Raw genomic sequence first — 18,883 nt, forward strand, 5'->3', positions numbered from 1 at the left:
CGCGCTATGCGGTCATCGCCACCCTGCTGGTCGGCATTGCGGTTGCGGCCAGTCGTGGCCTGCTGCACGCACAGCAGGTGCAGCTGCAACTGGCGGTACCGCAATGGGTGACCCCGTCATTGTCATGGACAGCGGTGGCCGGCATCGCCCTGCCCCTGTTCGTGGTCACCATGGCTTCGCAGAACATACCGGGCGTGGCGGTGATGCGCGCGTCCGGCTACGACGCCCCGGTGTCGCCGCTGATCGGGTGGATCGGTGTGGTCAATACACTGCTGGCGCCCTTCGGTGCCTATGCACTCAACCTGGCGGCGATCACGGCGGCGATCTGCATGGGCCGCGATGCGCATGAGGATCCGGCGCGCCGCTATATCGCCGCGATGGCCGCTGGCGCGTTCTACATCCTCATCGGCCTGTTCGGTGCCACCGTGGCCGCACTGTTCGCTGCCTTTCCGAAGGAACTGGTAGCCTGCGTGGCCGGTATCGCGTTGTTCGGCACCATCGCCAACAGCCTGGCCAGTGCGCTGGCAGTGGAGCGCGACCGCGAGGCCGCACTGGTCACCTTCCTGGTCACCGCCTCCGGCGTCTCCCTGGCCGGCATCGGCTCGGCGTTCTGGGGCCTGGTGGCCGGTGCACTGTGCCTGCTGGTGCTGCGAGCCAGGACGACGGCCTGAACAATCAGGTCAGCCCGCGACGCTGCCGGCGCAGGAGATCACCACGCCGGCCTCAGCCGGCAAGCCCCTGCGCCACCAGCATCATCGCGACGACGACGATGGCCACCATGGCCGCGGCCGGCGCATGGGTGTCGCCGCGCGCGGCCAGCACACTGTGCAGGCGTGCCTCATCGCCTCCGGCCTGCGCCCTGGCGCGGGCAATTTCGCGCTGGCAGTGGGCCAGGTACCAGCGGTTGGCATACAGCGCAGCGGTGGTGTTCAGCCCCAGGGTGATGATCACCGACAGGCCTTCAGGCACCCCCAGCAGTATTTCGGCAATGCTGAAGAACACCAGTGTGCCGGCCCAGATGGCGGCGAGCCGGTACATCCTGCGGTACGCCATCCAGATCACACCGATCAGGAACGCCGGCCAGTGCCAGGTGCCGCGGCCATCGGCAACCCCTGGTCCAGCCGCCAGCGCTGACGGTAGATCGGGAAGTTGCCCCCGACCACGGCGGCATACAGGGCCATGTCACCGTCCAGCCCTGCTGCCGGCGTGGCGACGGGCGCCGTCGCGGGTGCGCGATAGGGGTCGGCGGGATCTGCGACGGCGACCGCAGTGGCAGCAGCAGGCTCCGGCGAAGGCGAAGGCGCGACCGGCTCGGCAGCAGCCACCGATGGGTCCAGTTCGGCCAGCGGTCGCCACGACGGCATTCCCTCCCGCCACACCAGCGTACGCGCGGTCACCGTTCCGTCCTGCTGCAGGCGGCGCAGCCCGGCCAGGTCCACCGGTCCCTCGCTCTGCCTGCTGTTGGCATACCACCACTGCGCATCCTGCATGCGGCCCATCCCTGTTGAATCCATCGTCACTGTGAGGCACTGCCCACGGTCTGCGCCATCTGGTGGCGCGCGCCCGGCGCAAGGGTAATCCGCTCCGGTCCGGCATTGGCCACTTCCAGGCACACATAGTCGCGCCAGCCATCGCCGACATCGGCCATGTTCGCCGCGGCCTCGGCGCCGGGATTCCAGACCACCAGGGTCTGGCTGCCTTCGCTGCGGATCTCGATCTGCCGCTGCAGCACCGGATCGCGCAGCAGGTAGTGGCCAGCAGCGCCGGTATAGATGCGGTCGCTACGGCCCGGGTCACGCCGGTCACGCAGCGACCAAGGCCCCTGCTGCTGTCGCGGCGGCGCGCCTTGCTCGTATTTGTCCAGGTACTGCAGGCCGTCAAGGCCATCGACCTCGACCCGGCTGGCGTCGCCCACCCTGAAATAGCTGTGCAGGGCCTGGGTGAAGGTCAGCGGCGAGGACCCGATGTTGTCGGTGGTCAGCTGCTGGCGCAGCTGGTGGCCGATACGCAGCTGCATCTGCACGCGCAGGCCGGACGCACTGACATCCACAGGCGCCAGCTGCAGTTCCACCGCACCGTGCTCGTCATGCCGGGCCTGCAGCAGCTGCCAGCGTGCGGTTCGCACCAGGCCGTGCGCCGGTACATCATCGCCCTGGTCCTGGCGGCCGAACCAGGGCCAGCACACCGGCACGCCGCCGCGGATCGGCGTCGGCAGCGCGGCGCGCGCGGGTGACAACCACAGCAGGTCGGGCTGTCCTTCCGGAATGAATGACAGCAGCTGTCCACCGAACACGCTGATGGCGGCAGTGGCGGCGGGAGTCCTTACCAACCACGCCTCAAGCCCGTGGAACAGGCCGGTGCTGATGTCCGGATTCGACTGCATGCGATGACGCTCCTTGATGGCCGCGGCGATGATGTCGCGGCCAGTGTGCGAACGGCAAGACCTAACGCGCGGCGGGGGCGGTGCTGGCCGCCGCTTCCTGTTGCAGCGTGCGCAGGATGCGCTGACCGGCACGACCGTCGGCCGTGGCCCAGCCGAGGCGCTGCTGTTCGGCCTGGATCGCACGGCGGGTGGCGGCACCGATCATGCCGTCGGCGGCACCGATATCGTGGCCGCGCGCCAGCAGCAGGGTCTGCAGCTGGCGGCGCTCGTCGCGGCCGATGCCGGGATCGTCGGTCGGCCAGGCGGTGGCCAGCCCACCGCCGCCGCGCAGCTGGTCGGCCAGCGTGGCGATCGCCAGCGCATAGCTTTCGGCGGCGTTGTAGCTGTAGATGGCGTCGTAGTTGCGGAACACCAGCAATGCCGGGCCGTTGCTGCCGGCGGGCAGCAGCAGGGCCGCGCGCGCGTCGGCCGGCAGATTGGGCGGCACCACTGCGCTTCCATCCAGCGCGGTCACGCCCAGGGTGCGCCAGTCCGCCAGTGCGCGACGCTGGGTGCGACCGGCCTGGCTGGCATTGAAGCCGGCCGGCACGCGTACTTCCATGCCCCACGGCTCGCCAGTGCGCCAGCCCGCACGCTTGAGATAGTTGGCGGTGGACGCCAGCGCATCGGGGATGCTGCCGACCAGGTCGCGGCGGCCATCCCCATCGCCATCGACAGCGATACGCGCATAGGTACTGGGCATGAACTGGGTGTGGCCGAAGGCGCCGGCCCAGGAGCCGGTCAAGCCCTGTGCCTGCAGGTCGCCGCGGTCGATCAGCGTGAGCAGGGCCAGCAGTTCACCGCGGAAGAACGGCTGGCGGCGGCCGGCGCAGGACAGCGTGGCCAGCGACTGCAGCAGTGGGCGCTTGCCGAATACGCGCCCGTAGTCGCTTTCCACACCCCAGACCGCAACGATGGTGGCCGGGTCGACACCGTACTGGGCCGACACGCGTTGCAACAGATCGCGATGCTGTTGCAGCAGGGCGCGCCCGTCGTCCACGCGCTGGCGGTCGACCAGTGCCGCCAGGTAATCCCAGATCGGCGTGGTGAATTCCGGCTGCGCGTCGAGCAGGCCGAGCACGCTGGGGTCCGGCGTGAGGCCGGCGGTGATCTCAGCGAAGCGCTCGGCGCTGATGCCGCGGCTGCCGGCGGTGGCCTGCAGGCCAGCCATGCAGCGGGCAAACGCCGGATCGCCGGCGGTGGTCGCTGCTGCCGGCGCTTGTGGCGCCGTCGCCAGAGCGGCCGCCAGGCCGAGCGTGGTCAGGATGGGCATGGCGTCCTCCGTGTTGCCGTTGCAGGGCCATCTTAGGCCGAGCGCCGCCCCTGAACCTGAAGCGGCGCCGGCTGCCGGCCGCTAGGTGACGCGCAGCAGCCGCAGGCCGTAGGCCGGGCTTTCGGCATCCCAACGCTGCACGACCTGCAGGCCGGCCTGCAGCAGCAGCGCATCGAAGCTGTCATCGGTGTACTTGTGGCTGTACTCCACGCGGATCGGTTCGTCGGCGGCGAAATGGAAGATTCGGCCACCGAGATGGACATCCTGCGCCCAGCGGCTCACCAGGTCGGTCTCGATGCGCAGCCGCGCGGTGCTGTAACGGGCGCGATGGCGGAAGCCGTCGAGGTCGAAATCGCTGCCGATCTCGCGGTTGAGCCGGGCCAGCAGGTTGAGGGTGAACGCGGCGGTGACGCCCTGCGCATCGTTGTAGGCCGCTTCGATCAGCGCCGGGTCCTTGTGCAGATCGATGCCAATCAGGGCCAGGCCATCAGCGCCCATGGTGCGGCGCATCGCGCGCAGCAGGGCAACCGCATCCTCTTCGGCGAAGTTGCCCAGTGTGGAACCGGGGAAGAACAGCAGCCGGCGTGCAGGCCTGCGTTCGGGCGTGGGCACAGCGACGGGCCGGGTGAAGTCGGCACACACCGGCAGCATCTCGACCTCGGGCAGCGCCGGCGCCAGATGGTCGATGCTGGACAACAGCGCCGCCCGCGAGATCTCGATGGGGGTGTAGGCCACCGGGTCCTGCAACGCGGCCAGCAGCAGCGCGGTCTTGCGGCCACTGCCGCTGCCCAGTTCCACCACGTGCAGGCGCGGACCCACAGCGCGTGCGATGTCCGGCAGGACACGATCAAGCAAGGCCAGTTCGGTGCGTGTGGGGTAGTACTCGCGGGTCTGGGTGATCTGCTCGAACAGGCGCGAGCCGCGCGCATCGTAGAAGTACTTGGAGGGCAGCTGGCGCGAGGCCCGCGACAAGCCTGCCACCGCATCGGCCAGGATCTGCTGGCGGCCCGGGGTCAGGTCGGTGAGCGCCTGCAGGGCGTCGTGCACTGTACTCATGTCCGATCCCGGGCCAGGCGCAGGCCGGAGAACTGCCAACGCGCCGGCGGCATGAAGAAGTTGCGGTAGCTGGCACGTACATGGCCGCCGGGGGTTGCGCAGCTGCCGCCGCGCAGTACCCACTGCCCGCACATGAACTTGCCGTTGTATTCACCGAGATTGCCGGCGAACGGACGGAAACCCGGGTAGGCGCCGTAGGCACTGTGGGTCCATTCCCAGACATCGCCGAACAGCTGGCGCAGGCCGTGGCCCTGCGCGGCCTGCGGATGCAGGTGATCATCATCGGCGAAATGACCACTCACCGGCCGCGACGCGGCGGCCGCCTCCCACTCGAACTCACTGGGCAGGCGCGCACCGGCCCAGCGGGCACAGGCATCGGCCTCGTAGTAGCTGAGATGGCAGACCGGTGCATGCGGATCCAGTTCGCGCCAGCCGCCCAGGGTGTATTCGCGCCGCAGGGTGTCGTCCCAGTACAGCGGATGCTGCCAGTCTTCGGTTTCGCGCAGTGCCCAACCCTCGCTGAGCCACCAGCGCGGTTCGCGATAGCCACCGGCCTCGATGAAGTCGAGGTATTCGGCATTGCTGAGCGGGCGCTCGGCCAGCGCGTGGGCGGGCAGCAGCACGCGATGCTGCGGTGACTCGTTGTCGTAGGCGAAGGCGACGTGGCGAGGCCAGGCGGCAGCGCCGACGGTGACGATGCGCTCGGGCGATTCGACCCAGCCCTGTGCGCTGGCGATGCTGCTGGCCGGTAGCAGATCCTCGCGATACGGCGGCTGCAACGGATTGCACCAGAACGCATGCTTGATGTCGGTCAGCAGCAGCTCCTGATGCTGTTGTTCATGCTGCAGGCCCAAGTGCAGGTGCTGGAGTGCCTGCGCGTCCAGGTCGCCATTGGCCAGGCGGGCCTGCACCTGCGCATCGATCTGCTGGCGATAGTCGTAGACCTGCTGCAGCGAGGGGCGCGACAACAGGCCCCGCTGCGGCCGTGCGTGTGCCGGACCGATGCTCTTGTAGTAGCTGTTGAAGAGGTAATCCCAGGCAGGGTCATGCGCAGCTGCAGCCGGGAAGCCGGCCAGCACGAAGCGTTCGAAGAACCAGGTGGTGTGGGCCAGGTGCCATTTGCTGGGGCTGGCGTCGGCCATGCTCTGCAGCATGGCGTCCTCGGCGCTGAGGGGCGCCGCCAGCTGCACGCTGCGGTTGCGCACGCGGGCGAACTGACGGGCGAGATCGCGCTGCGGGGCAGCGACGGCGACGGGTACGCTGTCCATGGCCGCAGGATCGGTGCCCGCGGGTGAGTGCAATGTCATGGTTCGGCGTCACCGCGTTCACATGGATGACCGGCTCGCATTCAAGAAGCATGCGCCAACGCCGCTAACGGCAGTGCTGCGGCCGCGTTGTCACCGCATTGGACTTCCTGCGTGCCCCTGCATCCGCTCCGCCAGCCTGCGCATTACCTGTTCGTGCTGCCCGCCGTGCTGGTCGTGCTGGTGCTGTGGATGGCCCTGGGCAACGAGGACGTGGCCAGCCCGGCGCAACGCATCCTGCCCTGGCTGCTGGCCTGTCTCGGTGCGGGCCTGGCCCTGCTCTACCACCAGATGCGCACGCTGTGCCTGCTGCTGGTGGTGGCGCTGGTGTTCGCCCTGCTGCACCAGGATGTCGGCGGTTACCTGCGCCGTGGTCATGTCGACCCGTTGACCCTCTGCGCTTCCACGCCGTCTCGGCATGGGTGCCGCTGCTGTTCGGCGGGCTGGCGCTATGGCCCGAACGCGGACGCCGTCGTCACGACCTGCTGCTGCGCGGCGTGGTGTGGGGTGTGGCGCTGATGATCTTCCTGCTGCTGGCGGTGCAGCAGCCACGCGGGATGCACGATCTTCTGTCTGATCGTCACTGGGCCTGGATCCCGGCCAGCTGGAACGCGCTGGCGCAGCTGCCGGCCCTGCTGTTCCTGCTGGCCACCGCCGCGCTGGGCTGGCACGCATGGCGATACCCGCGACCATTGCACACGGCCATGCTGCTGGCCCTGCTGTGCCTGTGGTGGATGCTGCCTCGGGTGTTCCTGCAGCCGGTCCTGCTGCCTGCGCTGAGCAGTGCCGCGTTGCTGCTGATGCTGGGCGCGATGCTGCAGGAATTCTTCCACATGGCCTTCCGCGACGAGCTGACCGGCCTGCCCGGGCGGCGCGCGTTCAACCAGACCCTGCAGCGGGCGCGCGGCACCTTCAGCATCGCGATGGTGGACGTGGACCATTTCAAATCGTTCAACGATGCCCATGGCCACGATACCGGTGACGATGTACTGCGCCTGGTGGCCTCGCGGTTGGCACGGGTGGGCGACGGCGGCCAGGCATTCCGCTACGGGGGCGAAGAGTTCGCGGTGGTGTTCCTGGACCGCCCGGCGGCGGCCTGCGTGGATGCCGTGGAGGCCTTGCGGCAGCGTATCGAGGACACCCGCATGCAGCTGCGCGACCGCAGTACGCGCAGCCGTGACGACGAGGCCGGGCGCCAGCAGCGCGGACGCGGTGGCAGCGGCCAGGTGGTGCAGGTGACGGTGAGCATCGGGCTGGCCGACAGCCGCACCGACCCGCGTCCGTTGGCGGTGGTGAAGGCTGCCGACCAGGCGCTGTATGCGGCCAAGGGCGCCGGCCGCAACCAGGTGCACGCGCCGGCGGACACTCAGACCGCGTCGAGGTAGTACCAGCGGCCGTCGATCTGCCGGAAGCGGCTGTGCTCGGTCATCTTCACCGCGCTGCCGCCGCCGACCCGATAGCGGGCGGTGAAGCGCACCTCGGCACTGTCGGCACCGGTAACCGTGTGTTCGTGCACGGTCAAGCCCAGCCACTGCGTGCGCTGGCCGGGCGCATCCTGCAGCGACAACTCGGCAGGCCGGGTGTCCGGGTGCCAGGTCTGGCGCAGGTAGTCGGCCAGGCCGCGCACGTAGGCGCTGTAGCGCGAGCGCATCAGCCGCTCGGCATCGGGTGCGGCCGCGCCGGCATGGAAGCGGCCGCAGCAGGCAGCATAGTCGGCGGGCAGGCCACAGGGGCAGGGATCGGCAGGCGTTGGGCTCATGTGCGTATTGTCGCGCGGGACGCCGCCGGCATCCATCGGCGATAGGCGTATGCTGTCGCGCCCCCACCTTGATTGATCGCCGTGCTGGAACTGGTTCCCCCTGAGTTGTGGTGGCTGGTGGTGATCGCCTTCATCGCCGGCCTGGTCGATGCCGCCGTCGGTGGCGGCGGACTGGTGCAGTTGCCGGGGCTGTTCACGGTGCTGCCGCAGCAGACGCCGGCGATGCTGTTCGGTACCAACAAGTTCAGTTCGATGTTCGGCACCGGTGCAGCGACCTGGCGCTATGCGCGCAACGTGCGCTTCCCGTGGAAGCCGGTGCTGTTCGCCGCAGGTACCGCCTTTGTGTTTTCCTTCGCCGGGGCCACGGCGGTGAGCCTGCTGCCCAAGGACGCGGTGCGACCGCTGGTGCTGGTGCTGCTGATCGCGATGCTGGCCTACACGCTGTGGAAGAAGGACTTCGGCGCGCTGCACCGGCCGCAGCAGATCGGCCGCCGCGAGCTGGCCATCGCGCTGGTCATCGGTGCGGCGATCGGCTTCTACGACGGCTTCTTCGGGCCGGGTACGGGCAGTTTCCTGATCTTCCTGTTCGTGCGCTTCTTCGGGCTGGATTTCCTGCGCGCCTCGGCAGCGTCGAAGGTGGTGAACCTGGCCACCAACATGGCGGCGATCTCGTTCTTCGTGCCGACCGGCAACATCCTGTGGCTGTTCGCGCTGCCGATGGCGGCGGCCAACATCATCGGTTCGGTGGTGGGCACGCGGTTGGCGCTGAAGGGCGGCACGCCCTTCATCCGCAAGCTGTTCGTGGGCCTGGTGGTAGTGCTGATCGCGCGGATGGCGTGGGATACGTTGCGCGGTTGATGAGGGGTTTCATGACGCGGTAGGTGCCAACCTTGGTTGGCACGATGTTTCCGGTCGCGGCAAGCAGCCGAGCATGGCTCGGCTCTACAGGTGGATTGCCCGGGGCGCTCAGGCCTCGGCTTCTTCCGGTTCGTTGGCCTGCTGGCGGCTGCGCTCGGGCAGCTTCAGGCGCTTGCCTTCTTCGTCGTACTCGATCAGCAGCACGCCGGAGTCGTGGCGGCCGCTGATCTCGACGAAGCAGGCGCCACCGATGAACGGTTCCAGCGTCATCACCGACTTCAGCGGGGTGGCCACCACCATCTGGAAGCCGAAGTTGTCGAAGATGTTCATCGCCAGCGCGGTGAACTCGTTGTCGGCCTTGTCGAAGGCTTCGTCGAGCACCACGGCCGCATAGCTGGGCAGCTGGCTGTCGGCACCGCCGAGCTGGTAGCGCAGCGCGGCGGCCAGGCAGGTGGTGGCCAGCTTCTGGCGCTGGCCGCCGGACTTGCCGGCGCCGCTGCGGTAGATCTCGACCTGCTGGCGCGTTTCCGCATCCAGCTCGACGCCGATGAACTCCACGTGCATGCGCACGTCCAGCACCAGTTCACGCCAGCGCTTGTCCTCGCCCTCCTGCGAACCGAGGCGGTTGACCAGCTGGCGCAGCACGGTGAACTGCGATTCGGCCAGCTCACGCTGTTCGGTCTGCTGCTGCGACAGCACCTCGCGCAGCTGCTGCTGGAACTCGCCGACTTCCGGCAGGCGACGGTCGCTCAGCTCGATGGTCAGCAGCGTGCCACGGTTGAACGGCACCTGTTCCAGGCTGGCGTTCACTTCGTCCAGGCGCTGGCCGATCGACTTGCGGGCCTCGGCACTGTGGCGCTGCAGCGCCAGCAGATTGTTCTTGCTCTGGTTCTGCAGCAGGTCGAAGAAGCGCTCTTCGTGCTGCGGCAGGCCGTCGCGTTCCAGGCGCTCGAGGCGGGCCAGGAAGTCCTCGGCCGAGGCCACCGACACGGTGAAGTCGCCCGATTCCTCCGGCCATTGCTGGATGAAGCGACGGAAGCAACCGACCAGCTGGTTCTCGATGCGATTCAGGTCCTGCTGTGAGGACGACAGCTGCTCGTTCAGTGCATTGCTGACCTGGCGCATGTGCGCCTCCAGCGTTTCCAGGCTGAGCGGCCCCTGCTCCTGCAGGCGCTCGGCCAGGCCGGCTTCCTGCTCCTGGGCCAGGGTCGGCAGCACCAGCGCACGGCTCTGCTGGCGCGCGCGGTCGAGGCGATCGCGTTCCTTGACCAGCTGGCCACGCTCGACGCGGACGTCTTCATAGGTGCGGCGCGACTGTTCGATATCGGCGCGCACCGCGTCGATCTGCTTGGCCAGCTTGGCCAGGTCGGCATTGCCTTCGCGCAGATCGCGCAGTGTCGCTTCGATATCGCTCAGGCGCTGCTGCGGGGCGGCGATGTCGATCTCGTTCCAGTTGATGCTGACCAGCTCGTGGCAGGCCAGGCGGCGCTCGTTGTCACGGTCACGCTGGCCGCGCAGGCGTGCGATGTCGGTCTCGCAACCGGCGATGCGCTTGGCCAGTTCCTGTGCCTCGCGCTCGAAGGCGCCGACCTTGTCGTGGTTGTTGAAGCCGAGGATCCAGCGACGGCGGTCACCCACGGCACTGCGGTCATCCTTCTCGAAGCGGTCACCGGGATGCTTGACCTGGCCTTCGCGGGTGATGCCACGGTCGACGTTGCGCAGCTGCTTGGCATCCACGCACTCGTAGTCGAAGCGCTTGCCGAGTTCACGGCGCAGCCATCCTTCGAACACGTGGTCACGCAGTTCCAGCTTGTGCAGCAGCGACTTCGCCGACGGTTCGCGGGCGAACGCTTCATCGTTGCGGCGCACACGATAATAGGTGAAGCGCATGCCCAGGTGGGTACGGTTCACCCACTCGGCCACCTCGTTGTAGTGCTTGTCATCGACCAGCAGCGACAGCGCGAAGCCACCCAGCACGCGTTCGATGGCGCCTTGCCAGCCCTGTTCTTCCGAGCGGACTTGGATCAGCTCGCCGACGAACGGCAGCGCCGCTTCGGCGATGCCGGTTTCCTCGGCCAGGCGCGCGCGCAGCTTCTGCATCGGCGCAGGAATGTTGGACGGCGTGCGCTGCATCGCCTCCAGCTCAAGGCGCACTTCACCGAAGCGGCGCTCGTCATCGCGCTTGCCGCCCAGCCGGTCGCTGATCGCATCGTCCAGTGCCGCCGAGGCGCGCTGGCGGTCCTGCAGTTCGTTCTGTGCGCGCTCGACCAGCTCGGCGAAGCCGTGGGCATCGTCGGGCAGCTCGGCCTGCAGCTGCTGTGCTGCCTCGCGAGCCTGTTCGCGCTTGGCCTGGCGGCGGTCGCGCTCGGCCTCGGCACGGCCCTGCTCGCGCTCCAGTTCCTCGATGCGCTCTCCGCCCTGCTGGCGACGCTGCAGTTCCAGTTCGGCCAGGCGTTCGGTGTGGTTGTCGAGTGCGGCACGGCGCTGGGCTTCTTCGCCGAGCAGGCCGCGGTCGCGCACGTCCATCTCGCGCAGGCGCGCTTCGATCAACGCCTGGCGACGGCTTTCGCGGAAGCTGTCGACGCCGAGCTTCAGCGCTTCGTCGTCGCCGCGCTGGCGATGCATGCTCTTCAGGTCGCCGTAGTAGGCGCGTGCCGGCAGCAGGGTCTCCACCTGGCGGCGCGCGGTGACCACGGCCTGGTGCGCGCCATCGAGCTCGGCGAAGTCGCTGACCAGGCGCTCGGCGGCGTCGAAGGTCTTCGGCGTGTCGAGCATGAAGTCGCGCAGGAAGACGTTGAGGTCACCCAGGTTCTTGGCCGACTGGGTCTTGTGCAGCAGGCGCAGCGCCATCTCGTTGTCGATGCCGAGCAGGTCGCGGAAGCGCTCGGCGTAACCGGAGAAGGTGTCGAAGTGGTGCAGGTCGGCCAGCTTCTGCTTGAGCTTGCGCAGGTCCAGGTCGAAGCCGCCGAGGTCCTTGGCGATGTCGAACGGACGCTCGGCGATCATGTAGTGCTTGCGCACGTCACCGGCCGAGGTGCCGTTGCCGGAGATCCACAGCAGGCGCACCAGGCTGACCACGCGGCCATCGCCGGCGCGGTACTCCAGCACCAGTGCGGTCCAGGTGGCGCCCTTGCGCAGGTACTGGGTGGCGATCTCGCCGGTGCCGCTGTCCTGCTGGTCGGCCCAGGCGCCACGCACGTAGGACACCAGGTTGCGGTCGCGGCCACTGCGCTCGGCTTCACGCGCGGCGGCGTTGAAGTCGACGATGGCCGGCGGCGTCAGCAGCGCGGACATGGCGTCGAGCAGGGTCGACTTGCCCGAGCCGGAACGGCCGACAAACAGGAAGCCGCGCTCGGCGATCGGCACTTCGGTCAGGCCGTTGAAGGTGCCCCAGTTGTGCACCTGCAGGCGGCGCATGCGGAACTGCTGCAGGCGCGGGTCCGGCAGGCCTTCGTTGAACAGGGCGGGAGTGTGCTTGGAGATAGCCATGCGATGGTCGGGTCTCTCAGGCCTCGGCGGCCGGGGTTTCGCGCAGCTGGCGGTAGACCGCCGAAAGCTGGGACACGTCTTCGGCGGAGAACAGCAGCTTCAGCGCCGGCGAGACTTCGTGGCGGTCTTCCTGGCCGCTGAGGCGGGTCAGGATGTGGTTGTCCTTCATCTTCTGCACGGCCGAGGCGACGCGGCGGTTGAAGCCGGCGCGGTCGGTGGACAGGTTCTTTTCGTAGATGGCCAGCGCTTCGGCCATCTCGGCGTCGGCCACCACCGCGCGGTTGCCGCGCGCATCGGCCTCGGCCAGCTGCTGGCGCAGGAACAGCAGCAGCACCGAGTCGATGAAGGTCAGCGGCGAGGTGCGCAGCAGCACCGGCGCATCGACGTCTTCGGTATCCGCCTGGCGGGTGAAGGCCACGCCACTGTCACGGTCGAGCACCAGTTCCAGGAACAGGTCGGCCAGTGCCGAACGGATCGCCGCTTCACTGCGGATCAGCGCCGGCCACAGCTTGGCGTGGCGCAGCTGGTCGATGCTGGGGCCGATCAGCAGCTGGCACAGCGCGCGGCGCGCATCCAGCGGCAGCCGCCCGGTATCGCCGAGGTAGTACACGTCGTTGCCACGGCGGGGCTGCGCCATGGTCGCCACCGGCTCGGCCTCGTAGGCGTCTTCCGCCACGTCGGCCTGCGATGCGTCGATGGGATCTTCATGCCAGCTCATGGCGTCTCTCCTGGGTAAACCAAACCAGCGGGATGCGGGCGCGACGGATCTGGCCGTCGCCACCACGCCATTGCGCAAGCTCCTGCTCGCCGGCCACTACGTTGCCGAAGCGCGTGCCCAGCGACAGGTAGCCGATGACACTGCCGAGCCCCTGCGGCGCTTCGCGCTGCGACAGGGCCTGGGCGATGCTGAGCCGCGGCTGTGCATCGAGCAGGTCGTGCAGGTCGCGGCGCAGGGTGCGGAAGTCGATTTCGGACGAGGCCACCAGATCGCCGACGCTTTCCAGGCTGATCGCGGCTGCGTCGTTGTACTCGACGTTGCCATCGACCTGGGCACTGCGCGGATCGTGCAGCTTCCACTGCGACCACGAACGCAGGCGGCTGGTGGTCAGCTGCAGGTCGCGACCAATGCCACGCTGTGCCGGGAACTCATCACGCAGCGCCAGCGCTTCGGACTGCGCCTGCTTCAGCAGCTGGTTGAGGCGGCGCTGTTCCAGGTAGCCACGGCTCTGCACGAAGCCGCGCAGGCTGCGCGCGAAGTTCTGCAGCACGTCGTGCACCTGGCCACCGCGCTCGAGCATGGTGCTGGTGAAGCCACGCAGGAAGTTGCGTTCGCTGCGGTCCAGACGGCGGGCAAAGCCACGCGCCAGCACCGCTTCCAGTGCGGCATCGAGCTGGGCGCTCTGTTCGGCGTCGTTGAGCAGCCGCCAGAACGCCTGGAAGCTGCGGCCAGCGTCGCTTTCACCAATCACGTCCACGCCTTCGAACAGCTGCGACAGCACGTCGCCGCGTTCGCCTTCGTCGTCGATGATGCGTTCGCGGAAATCGCGGTTGAGCTGCTCGAAGTCGTCGCGCACGCGGCGGAAATCCTCGGTCAGTTCGTCGGCCAGGCCGATGATCTGGCGCGCACGTTCCAGCGCGCGCTTGCCGTCCAGCGCGATCACGCGGCCGGCGCCGACGCGGGCGATCTCGGCGTCGATGCGGTCACGCTCATCGCGCAGAGCCGACAGGCGTGCGTCCGGATCGGATTCGGTCTGCGCGGCCAGCTGGGAGAGCTGTTCGATGACCAGCGCCAAGCGGCTTTCGGTGGCGGCCACGCGGGCCTGCTCGAGGCCATCGGCGAAGCGGATTGCCTGCAGTGCGGCGGTGGACAGCTCGTACTGCTCCTGGTCGGCACCTTCGGGCAGGCGTCGTTCCAGCCAGCCCTGGGCCAACCAGTGCGCGATATAGGCCTGCGCGGTACGCGGCAGCTCGCGCGACAGTTCATCGCCGTTGAGCTGGTCCAGCGCGCGTTGCAGGCGCTCGTTGAGCACCGACGACGGCAGCGTGCGCTCGCCGTCCATCAGCAGCCCTTGCAGCAGGCCGATGATTTCCGGGGCGTGGTCGGCGGCGAGCAGCTTCCACTGGGGCTGTTCGCGCAGATGGCGGTAACGGGAGATGCGTTCGCGATGCTTCATGCAGCGAAAGAGGTCTGTAGGGCTGACAGGGACGCGCCGTCACGCACGGCTGGCGCGCGGGCAGCCGTGGGCATGCCGGCCACACCGGGCCGGCGGGGTGCGGGCACGCGGCTCAGCGCTTGCCGCCCACTTCGATGAAGCGCAGGAACTCTGCGCGGGTGCGCGCGTCGTCGCGGAAGCTGCCCAGCATCTTGGAGGTGACCATGCTGACGCCGCGCTTGTGGATGCCGCGGGTGGTCATGCATTCGTGGGCGCCTTCGACGACCACGCCGACGCCGATCGGCTGCAGCACATCCTGGATGCACTGGGCGATCTGCGCGGTCATCTTCTCCTGCACCTGGAAACGGCGGGCGTAGGCTTCGACGACGCGGGCCAGCTTGCTGATGCCCACCACCTTGCCGGCCGGCAGGTAGCCGACGTGCACGCGGCCGATGATCGGCGCCATGTGGTGTTCGCAGTGGCTTTCGTACTCGATGTCACGCAGGACGATCAGTTCGTCGTAGCCGGCCACTTCCTCGAAGGTCCGCTCCATGTAGGCGCGCGGGTCGTCGCGGTAACCGCTGAACCAGTCGCCATAGGCTTCGGCGACACGGCGGGGGTATCCAGCAGGCCTTCGCGGGACGGGTCCTCACCGGCCCAGCGCAGCAGGGTGCGCACCGCATCCTCGGCCTGGTCCTGGGTCACGTCGCCCTGCGGGGCGGCCTTTTCGTTGTTCTTGCTCATTGCGTACAGCGTCCCGAACGGGGGCGAGCATCGTACCCGACCGGGGGTGGGTCGTCCTGTTGGGACGGTTCATCGGGGGTCTGGCGGCGCGTTGATTGGTATCGGCTTGGATGGGGAAGGGCGGCAGGGCAGGACACGCCGTAAACCCCCTCCGGGGTCCGGCCCAGCCGCTGGCGGCTGTGCGTTCGGGCGCTTGCGAGGCATGCCTCGCAGGCAAAGCGCCCTCACCCCTGGGGGCTCGGTCGGCGCATCCATGCGCCTCACGGTCCTGCCCTGCCGCCCTTCCCCATCCCTGACAGTTTCCCGCGGGCGCGGCCGAACCGCCCGAAAGCGGGGTCAAAAGCGGGGGTTCATGGCTTCGGAAGCGGTGCGCCGCCCTGGTGGGTGCGGACCTTGGTCCGCACTGCTTCTGCTCTTGCCTTTAAAGAGCCAACCCACCGCGCTCGCGGGATGTGGGGTGGGTGGCGGAGGGCCGGATGGGCCAGGACCGCAGGCGCCATGGATGGCGCCTACGAGCCCCCATGGATGGGTTTACGGCGTGTCCTGGACCATCCGGCCCTCCGCCACCCCAACCGATAGCCAGCAGGCGCAGCGCTTTCCTCACTACACCCCACCCATTCAGAAAAACCTATTGATAGGAATGAAATTAGTAGTATCCTATCTATCTCTTATGGACCGACCCCTCGACGAGCGCACCGTGCTGCAGATGCAGCTCAGCTCCGGCCTGCTATACGCAGGGCGGCAGTGGCAGCGCCTGGCCGACAGCCGGCTCGGCAGCTATGGCATCTCCACCGCCTGCACCATGCCCCTGTTGATGATCGGCCGCTCCGGCGGTGGCATCCGCCAGGTGGCGCTGGCCCAGCAGCTGGGCATGGAAGGGCCGTCCCTGGTGCGCCTGCTGGACAAGCTGTGCGCCAGCGACCTGGTCCGCCGCGAGAGCGATGCCAGCGACCGCCGCGCCAACCTGTTGTGGCTGACCGACGCCGGCCAGGCGCTGGTCAGCGAGCTGGAAGACCAGTTGATCGGCCTGCGCCAGGACGTCTTCGGCGAACTCTCCATGGATGAACTGCACGCCGTGCTGAAGGCATGGCGCCTGCTGGCCGAGGCCGCCGACCGCATCACGTAAGCGCGCTGCCCCCGAACACCGCCGCTGCCGTGCACACGCCAGCGGCTTTTGCCCGTTGCTGTTGTTTCGTTGTCCCTCCCTCCCCCACCTCGTCCCCGCCCCTACCGATGCCCGGTGAATTCAGTCTCCACGGAGTGTTCGTCCCGACCCTGCTCGGGTTGATGGTGTTGGCCTATCTGGTCAACAGCGGCCTGCACGCGCTGCTGCAGCGTGCCGGCGCCTACCGCCACGTATGGCACCCGGCGCTGTTCAACCTGGCGCTGTACGGGATCGTGCTTGGCCTGCTGTTCCACCTCCTGCGTTGGATGCAATCGTGAACAAGATCGTGAAGAAAGCCCTTCCCGTACTGCTGACCAGCGCAGCGGTCATCGTCGCCCTGCTGGTGCTGCGCCAGCTGTGGGTCTATTACATGGATGAGCCGTGGACCCGCGACGCCCATGTCGGCGCCGACGTGGTGCAGGTGGCGCCGGATGTGTCCGGGCTGGTGGAAACGGTGGACGTGGCCGACAACCAGGCAGTGAAGAAGGGCGACCTGCTGTTCGTGGTCGATCGCGCCCGCTACCGCATCGCGCTGGAGCAGGCGCGGGCCAGCCTGGCCGAGCGCCAGGCCTCGGTGGCGCAGCTGCGCCGCGAGATCGGCCGCGACCGCAGCCTGCAGGATCTGGTCGCCGCCGAGGACGCCGAAGTGCGCCGCGCCAAGCTGCAGGCTGCACAGGCGGCGCTGGCCACCGCACAGGCCGCGGTCGATCTGGCCGAGCTCAACCTCGGCCGCACCGACGTGCGCGCGCCAGCCGATGGCCGGGTCAGCGACCGCACGATGCGCGTGGGCGACTACGTGGTGGCCGGCAAGCCGGTGCTGGCACTGCTGGATACCGGCTCGTTCCGCATTGATGGCTACTTCGAGGAAACCCGCCTGCGCGGCGTGGCGCCGGGGCAGACGGTGGACATCCGGCTGATGGGTGAATCGGCGCCGCTGCGCGGCCACGTGGAAAGCATCGCTGCCGGCATCGAGGACCGCTATCGCAGCAACGGCAGCACCCTGCTGCCGAACGTGACCCCGGCCTTCGACTGGGTGCGGCTGGCGCAGCGCATCCCGGTCCGCATTGCCATCGACGAAGTACCCAAGGGCGTGGAACTGATCGCCGGCCGTACCGCGACCGTGACCGTCGAAACCAACAGCGCCAAGCACGCAGACAAGGCCGGCACCGCGCCGACACAGGCGGGCCTGTGAACACCACCCTGCCCCGTCTCGGCCTGATCGTCGCGCTGGCCAGCCTGGCCGCGTGCAGGACCGTCGGCCCGGACTATGCCTTGCCGGAAGGCTCGGCATTCAAGCGCCCCGAAGCCAATGCCGCCTTCATCGATACGCAGAACCCGCAGGTCGCCGCCAACCAGGCGCTGCCCGACCGCTGGTGGTCGCTGTACAACGACCCGGTGCTGGACGGGCTGATCACCCAGGCGCTGCGTGACAACGTGGAACTGAAGGCCGCCGATGCGCACCTGCGCCGCGCCGCCGCCGTGTACGAACAGGCGCTGGACGCCGGCGGCTTCGAGTACGAGGCCGAGGCCGGCGTCAGCCGTGCGCAGCTGTCGGCCGAATCGTTCCTGCAGGAGCACGAGCTGCCGGTGATCAACCTGGCCGACGGCAAGTTCGCGGTCAGCTACCAGTTCGACCTGTTCGGCAAGCTCAAGCGCGGCGCCGAAGCGGCGCGTGCCGACGAGCAGTCGGTGGCGGCGGCACGCGATCTGGCCCAGGTCAGCGTGGTCGCGCAGGTGGCCGACAGCTATCTGGAAATCTGCCATGCCAACCACGAACTGCACGTGGCCGAGCATTCGCTGCAGCTGCAGCAGCGCAGCCGCACCGTTACCGAACGCCTGATCGCAGCCGGGCGCGGCACGCCGCCGGAACTGGCCCGCGCCAATGCGCAGGTAGCGCTGCTGGAGGCCGCACTGCCGCCGCTGCGCGCGCAGCGTTCGGCGGCCGCCTATTCGCTGGCCGCGCTGCTCGGCCAGACCCCGGGCCAGCTGCCGGCCGGCGTGATCGACTGTGCACACGCCCCGGGCTGGTGCAGCCGCTGCCGGTCGGTGATGGCCGTGCCCTGCTGCAGCGCCGCCCGGACGTGCGCCAGGCCGAACGCAAGCTGGCCTCGGCCACCGCGCGCATTGGCGTGGCCACCGCCGAGCTGTATCCGGACATCCGCCTCGGTGCCTCGGTCGGTGCCGCCGGCCTGCTGGAAGACTTCGGCACGCCGATGACCCAGCAGTGGTCGATCGGCCCGCTGATCTCGTGGACGCTGCCGTCGTCGGGCACGCACGCGCGCATCCACGCTGCCGAAGCCGGCGCCGATGCCGCGCTGGCCGAGTTCGACCACACCGTGCTGCAGGCACTTCGCGAGACCCAGACTGCGCTGGACCGCTATGCGCAGGACCTGCGCCGCCTGCAGTCGCTGCGCATTGCGCAGGACCAGGCCGCGCTGGCCGCCGAGCAGAACCGCCGGCTGTACCAGGGCGGCCGCACGCCGTACCTGTCCAGCCTGGATGCCGACCGCAGCCTGGCCACCAGCGACGCCACCCTGGCCGCTGCCGAAGCGCAGGTCTCGCGCGACCAGATCCATCTGTTCCTGGTGCTGGGTGGCGGCTGGCAGGCAACGGTCGCCCCGGCGGCGCCGGCCACCGCACAGGCCTCGGCGAAGTAAGCC

General features: G+C 68.7%; 13 protein-coding genes and 4 pseudogenes (1 of these 17 only partly in view). 7 read left to right on the top strand and 10 right to left on the bottom strand.

The window, feature by feature from the left end; all coding sequences use genetic code 11:
• Positions 1 to 671, top strand: partial view of a benzoate/H(+) symporter BenE family transporter gene (locus N4G47_RS19505; RefSeq protein ID WP_475289682.1) — the 3' portion only. It extends 517 nt beyond the left edge of the window; only the last 671 of its 1,188 coding nucleotides appear in the window; its start codon lies beyond the left edge, outside the window; its stop codon occupies positions 669 to 671.
• Positions 672 to 723: 52 nt separating this feature from the next.
• Here N4G47_RS19505 and N4G47_RS19510 read toward each other — a convergent pair.
• From N4G47_RS19510 to egtB, 5 genes and pseudogenes are all read right to left on the bottom strand, one after another.
• Positions 724 to 1,490 (bottom strand): annotated as a pseudogene (locus N4G47_RS19510) (GYF domain-containing protein).
• A gap of 26 nt (positions 1,491 to 1,516) precedes the next feature.
• A complete protein-coding gene (locus tag N4G47_RS19515) occupies positions 1,517 to 2,383 on the bottom strand; it encodes a D-hexose-6-phosphate mutarotase (protein ID WP_475289683.1) in 867 nt (288 codons plus the stop codon).
• A gap of 61 nt (positions 2,384 to 2,444) precedes the next feature.
• Positions 2,445 to 3,695 carry a lytic murein transglycosylase gene (locus tag N4G47_RS19520; protein WP_475289684.1) on the bottom strand — a complete coding sequence of 417 codons (1,251 nt, stop codon included), beginning with the start codon at positions 3,693 to 3,695 and terminating at the stop codon, positions 2,445 to 2,447.
• An 81-nt stretch (positions 3,696 to 3,776) separates the two neighbouring features.
• The gene (gene egtD / locus N4G47_RS19525; RefSeq protein WP_475289685.1) at positions 3,777 to 4,751 is read right to left on the bottom strand and encodes an L-histidine N(alpha)-methyltransferase; all 975 of its coding nucleotides are present in this window, start codon (positions 4,749 to 4,751) and stop codon (positions 3,777 to 3,779) included.
• Positions 4,748 to 6,019, bottom strand: a complete 1,272-nt coding sequence (gene egtB / locus N4G47_RS19530; protein WP_475289686.1) for an ergothioneine biosynthesis protein EgtB — start codon at positions 6,017 to 6,019, stop codon at positions 4,748 to 4,750. The genes egtD and egtB overlap by 4 nt, the downstream gene beginning before the upstream one ends.
• 150 nt (positions 6,020 to 6,169) lie before the next feature.
• Here egtB and N4G47_RS19535 point away from each other — a divergent pair.
• Positions 6,170 to 7,440: pseudogene (locus N4G47_RS19535) on the top strand (GGDEF domain-containing protein).
• Here N4G47_RS19535 and N4G47_RS19540 read toward each other — a convergent pair.
• Positions 7,422 to 7,814: a YchJ family protein gene (locus N4G47_RS19540; RefSeq protein WP_475289687.1), complete on the bottom strand. Its 393-nt coding sequence runs from the start codon at positions 7,812 to 7,814 to the stop codon at positions 7,422 to 7,424. The pseudogene N4G47_RS19535 and the gene N4G47_RS19540 overlap by 19 nt on opposite strands.
• 81 nt (positions 7,815 to 7,895) lie before the next feature.
• Here N4G47_RS19540 and N4G47_RS19545 point away from each other — a divergent pair, with 81 nt between their 5' ends.
• Entirely contained in the window at positions 7,896 to 8,672 is a 777-nt protein-coding gene (locus tag N4G47_RS19545) for a sulfite exporter TauE/SafE family protein (RefSeq protein WP_475289688.1), read from the top strand.
• Between the two features lie 108 nt (positions 8,673 to 8,780).
• Here the strand turns inward: N4G47_RS19545 and N4G47_RS19550 are convergent, their stop codons facing one another.
• The 4 genes and pseudogenes from N4G47_RS19550 to folE form a co-directional block, all read right to left on the bottom strand.
• Complete coding sequence (locus N4G47_RS19550) at positions 8,781 to 12,161, bottom strand: ATP-binding protein (protein ID WP_475289689.1); 3,381 nt, start codon at positions 12,159 to 12,161, stop codon at positions 8,781 to 8,783.
• Between the two features lie 16 nt (positions 12,162 to 12,177).
• On the bottom strand, positions 12,178 to 12,879 hold the full coding sequence (locus N4G47_RS19555) for a DUF4194 domain-containing protein (protein ID WP_249842409.1): 702 nt from the start codon (positions 12,877 to 12,879) through the stop codon (positions 12,178 to 12,180).
• Positions 12,866 to 14,335: a DUF3375 domain-containing protein gene (locus N4G47_RS19560; RefSeq protein WP_475289690.1), complete on the bottom strand. Its 1,470-nt coding sequence runs from the start codon at positions 14,333 to 14,335 to the stop codon at positions 12,866 to 12,868. Before N4G47_RS19560 ends, N4G47_RS19555 begins: the two co-directional genes overlap by 14 nt.
• Before the next feature lie 112 nt (positions 14,336 to 14,447).
• Positions 14,448 to 15,058, bottom strand: a pseudogene (gene folE / locus N4G47_RS19565) (GTP cyclohydrolase I FolE).
• Positions 15,059 to 15,728: 670 nt separating this feature from the next.
• On the opposite strand from folE, the gene N4G47_RS19570 reads away from it, so the two are divergent.
• From N4G47_RS19570 to N4G47_RS19585, 4 genes and pseudogenes are all read left to right on the top strand, one after another.
• Positions 15,729 to 16,184 carry a MarR family winged helix-turn-helix transcriptional regulator gene (locus N4G47_RS19570; RefSeq protein ID WP_008265191.1) on the top strand — a complete coding sequence of 152 codons (456 nt, stop codon included), beginning with the start codon at positions 15,729 to 15,731 and terminating at the stop codon, positions 16,182 to 16,184.
• A gap of 107 nt (positions 16,185 to 16,291) precedes the next feature.
• A complete protein-coding gene (locus N4G47_RS19575) occupies positions 16,292 to 16,501 on the top strand; it encodes a DUF1656 domain-containing protein (RefSeq protein ID WP_025875651.1) in 210 nt (69 codons plus the stop codon).
• Complete coding sequence (locus tag N4G47_RS19580; protein WP_475289691.1) at positions 16,498 to 17,415, top strand: efflux RND transporter periplasmic adaptor subunit; 918 nt, start codon at positions 16,498 to 16,500, stop codon at positions 17,413 to 17,415. Before N4G47_RS19575 ends, N4G47_RS19580 begins: the two co-directional genes overlap by 4 nt.
• Positions 17,412 to 18,880 (top strand): annotated as a pseudogene (locus N4G47_RS19585) (efflux transporter outer membrane subunit). The gene N4G47_RS19580 and the pseudogene N4G47_RS19585 overlap by 4 nt, the downstream one beginning before the upstream one ends.
• The last annotated feature ends 3 nt before the right edge of the window (positions 18,881 to 18,883 follow it).

The organism is Stenotrophomonas sp. GSD10, from assembly GCF_056172695.1.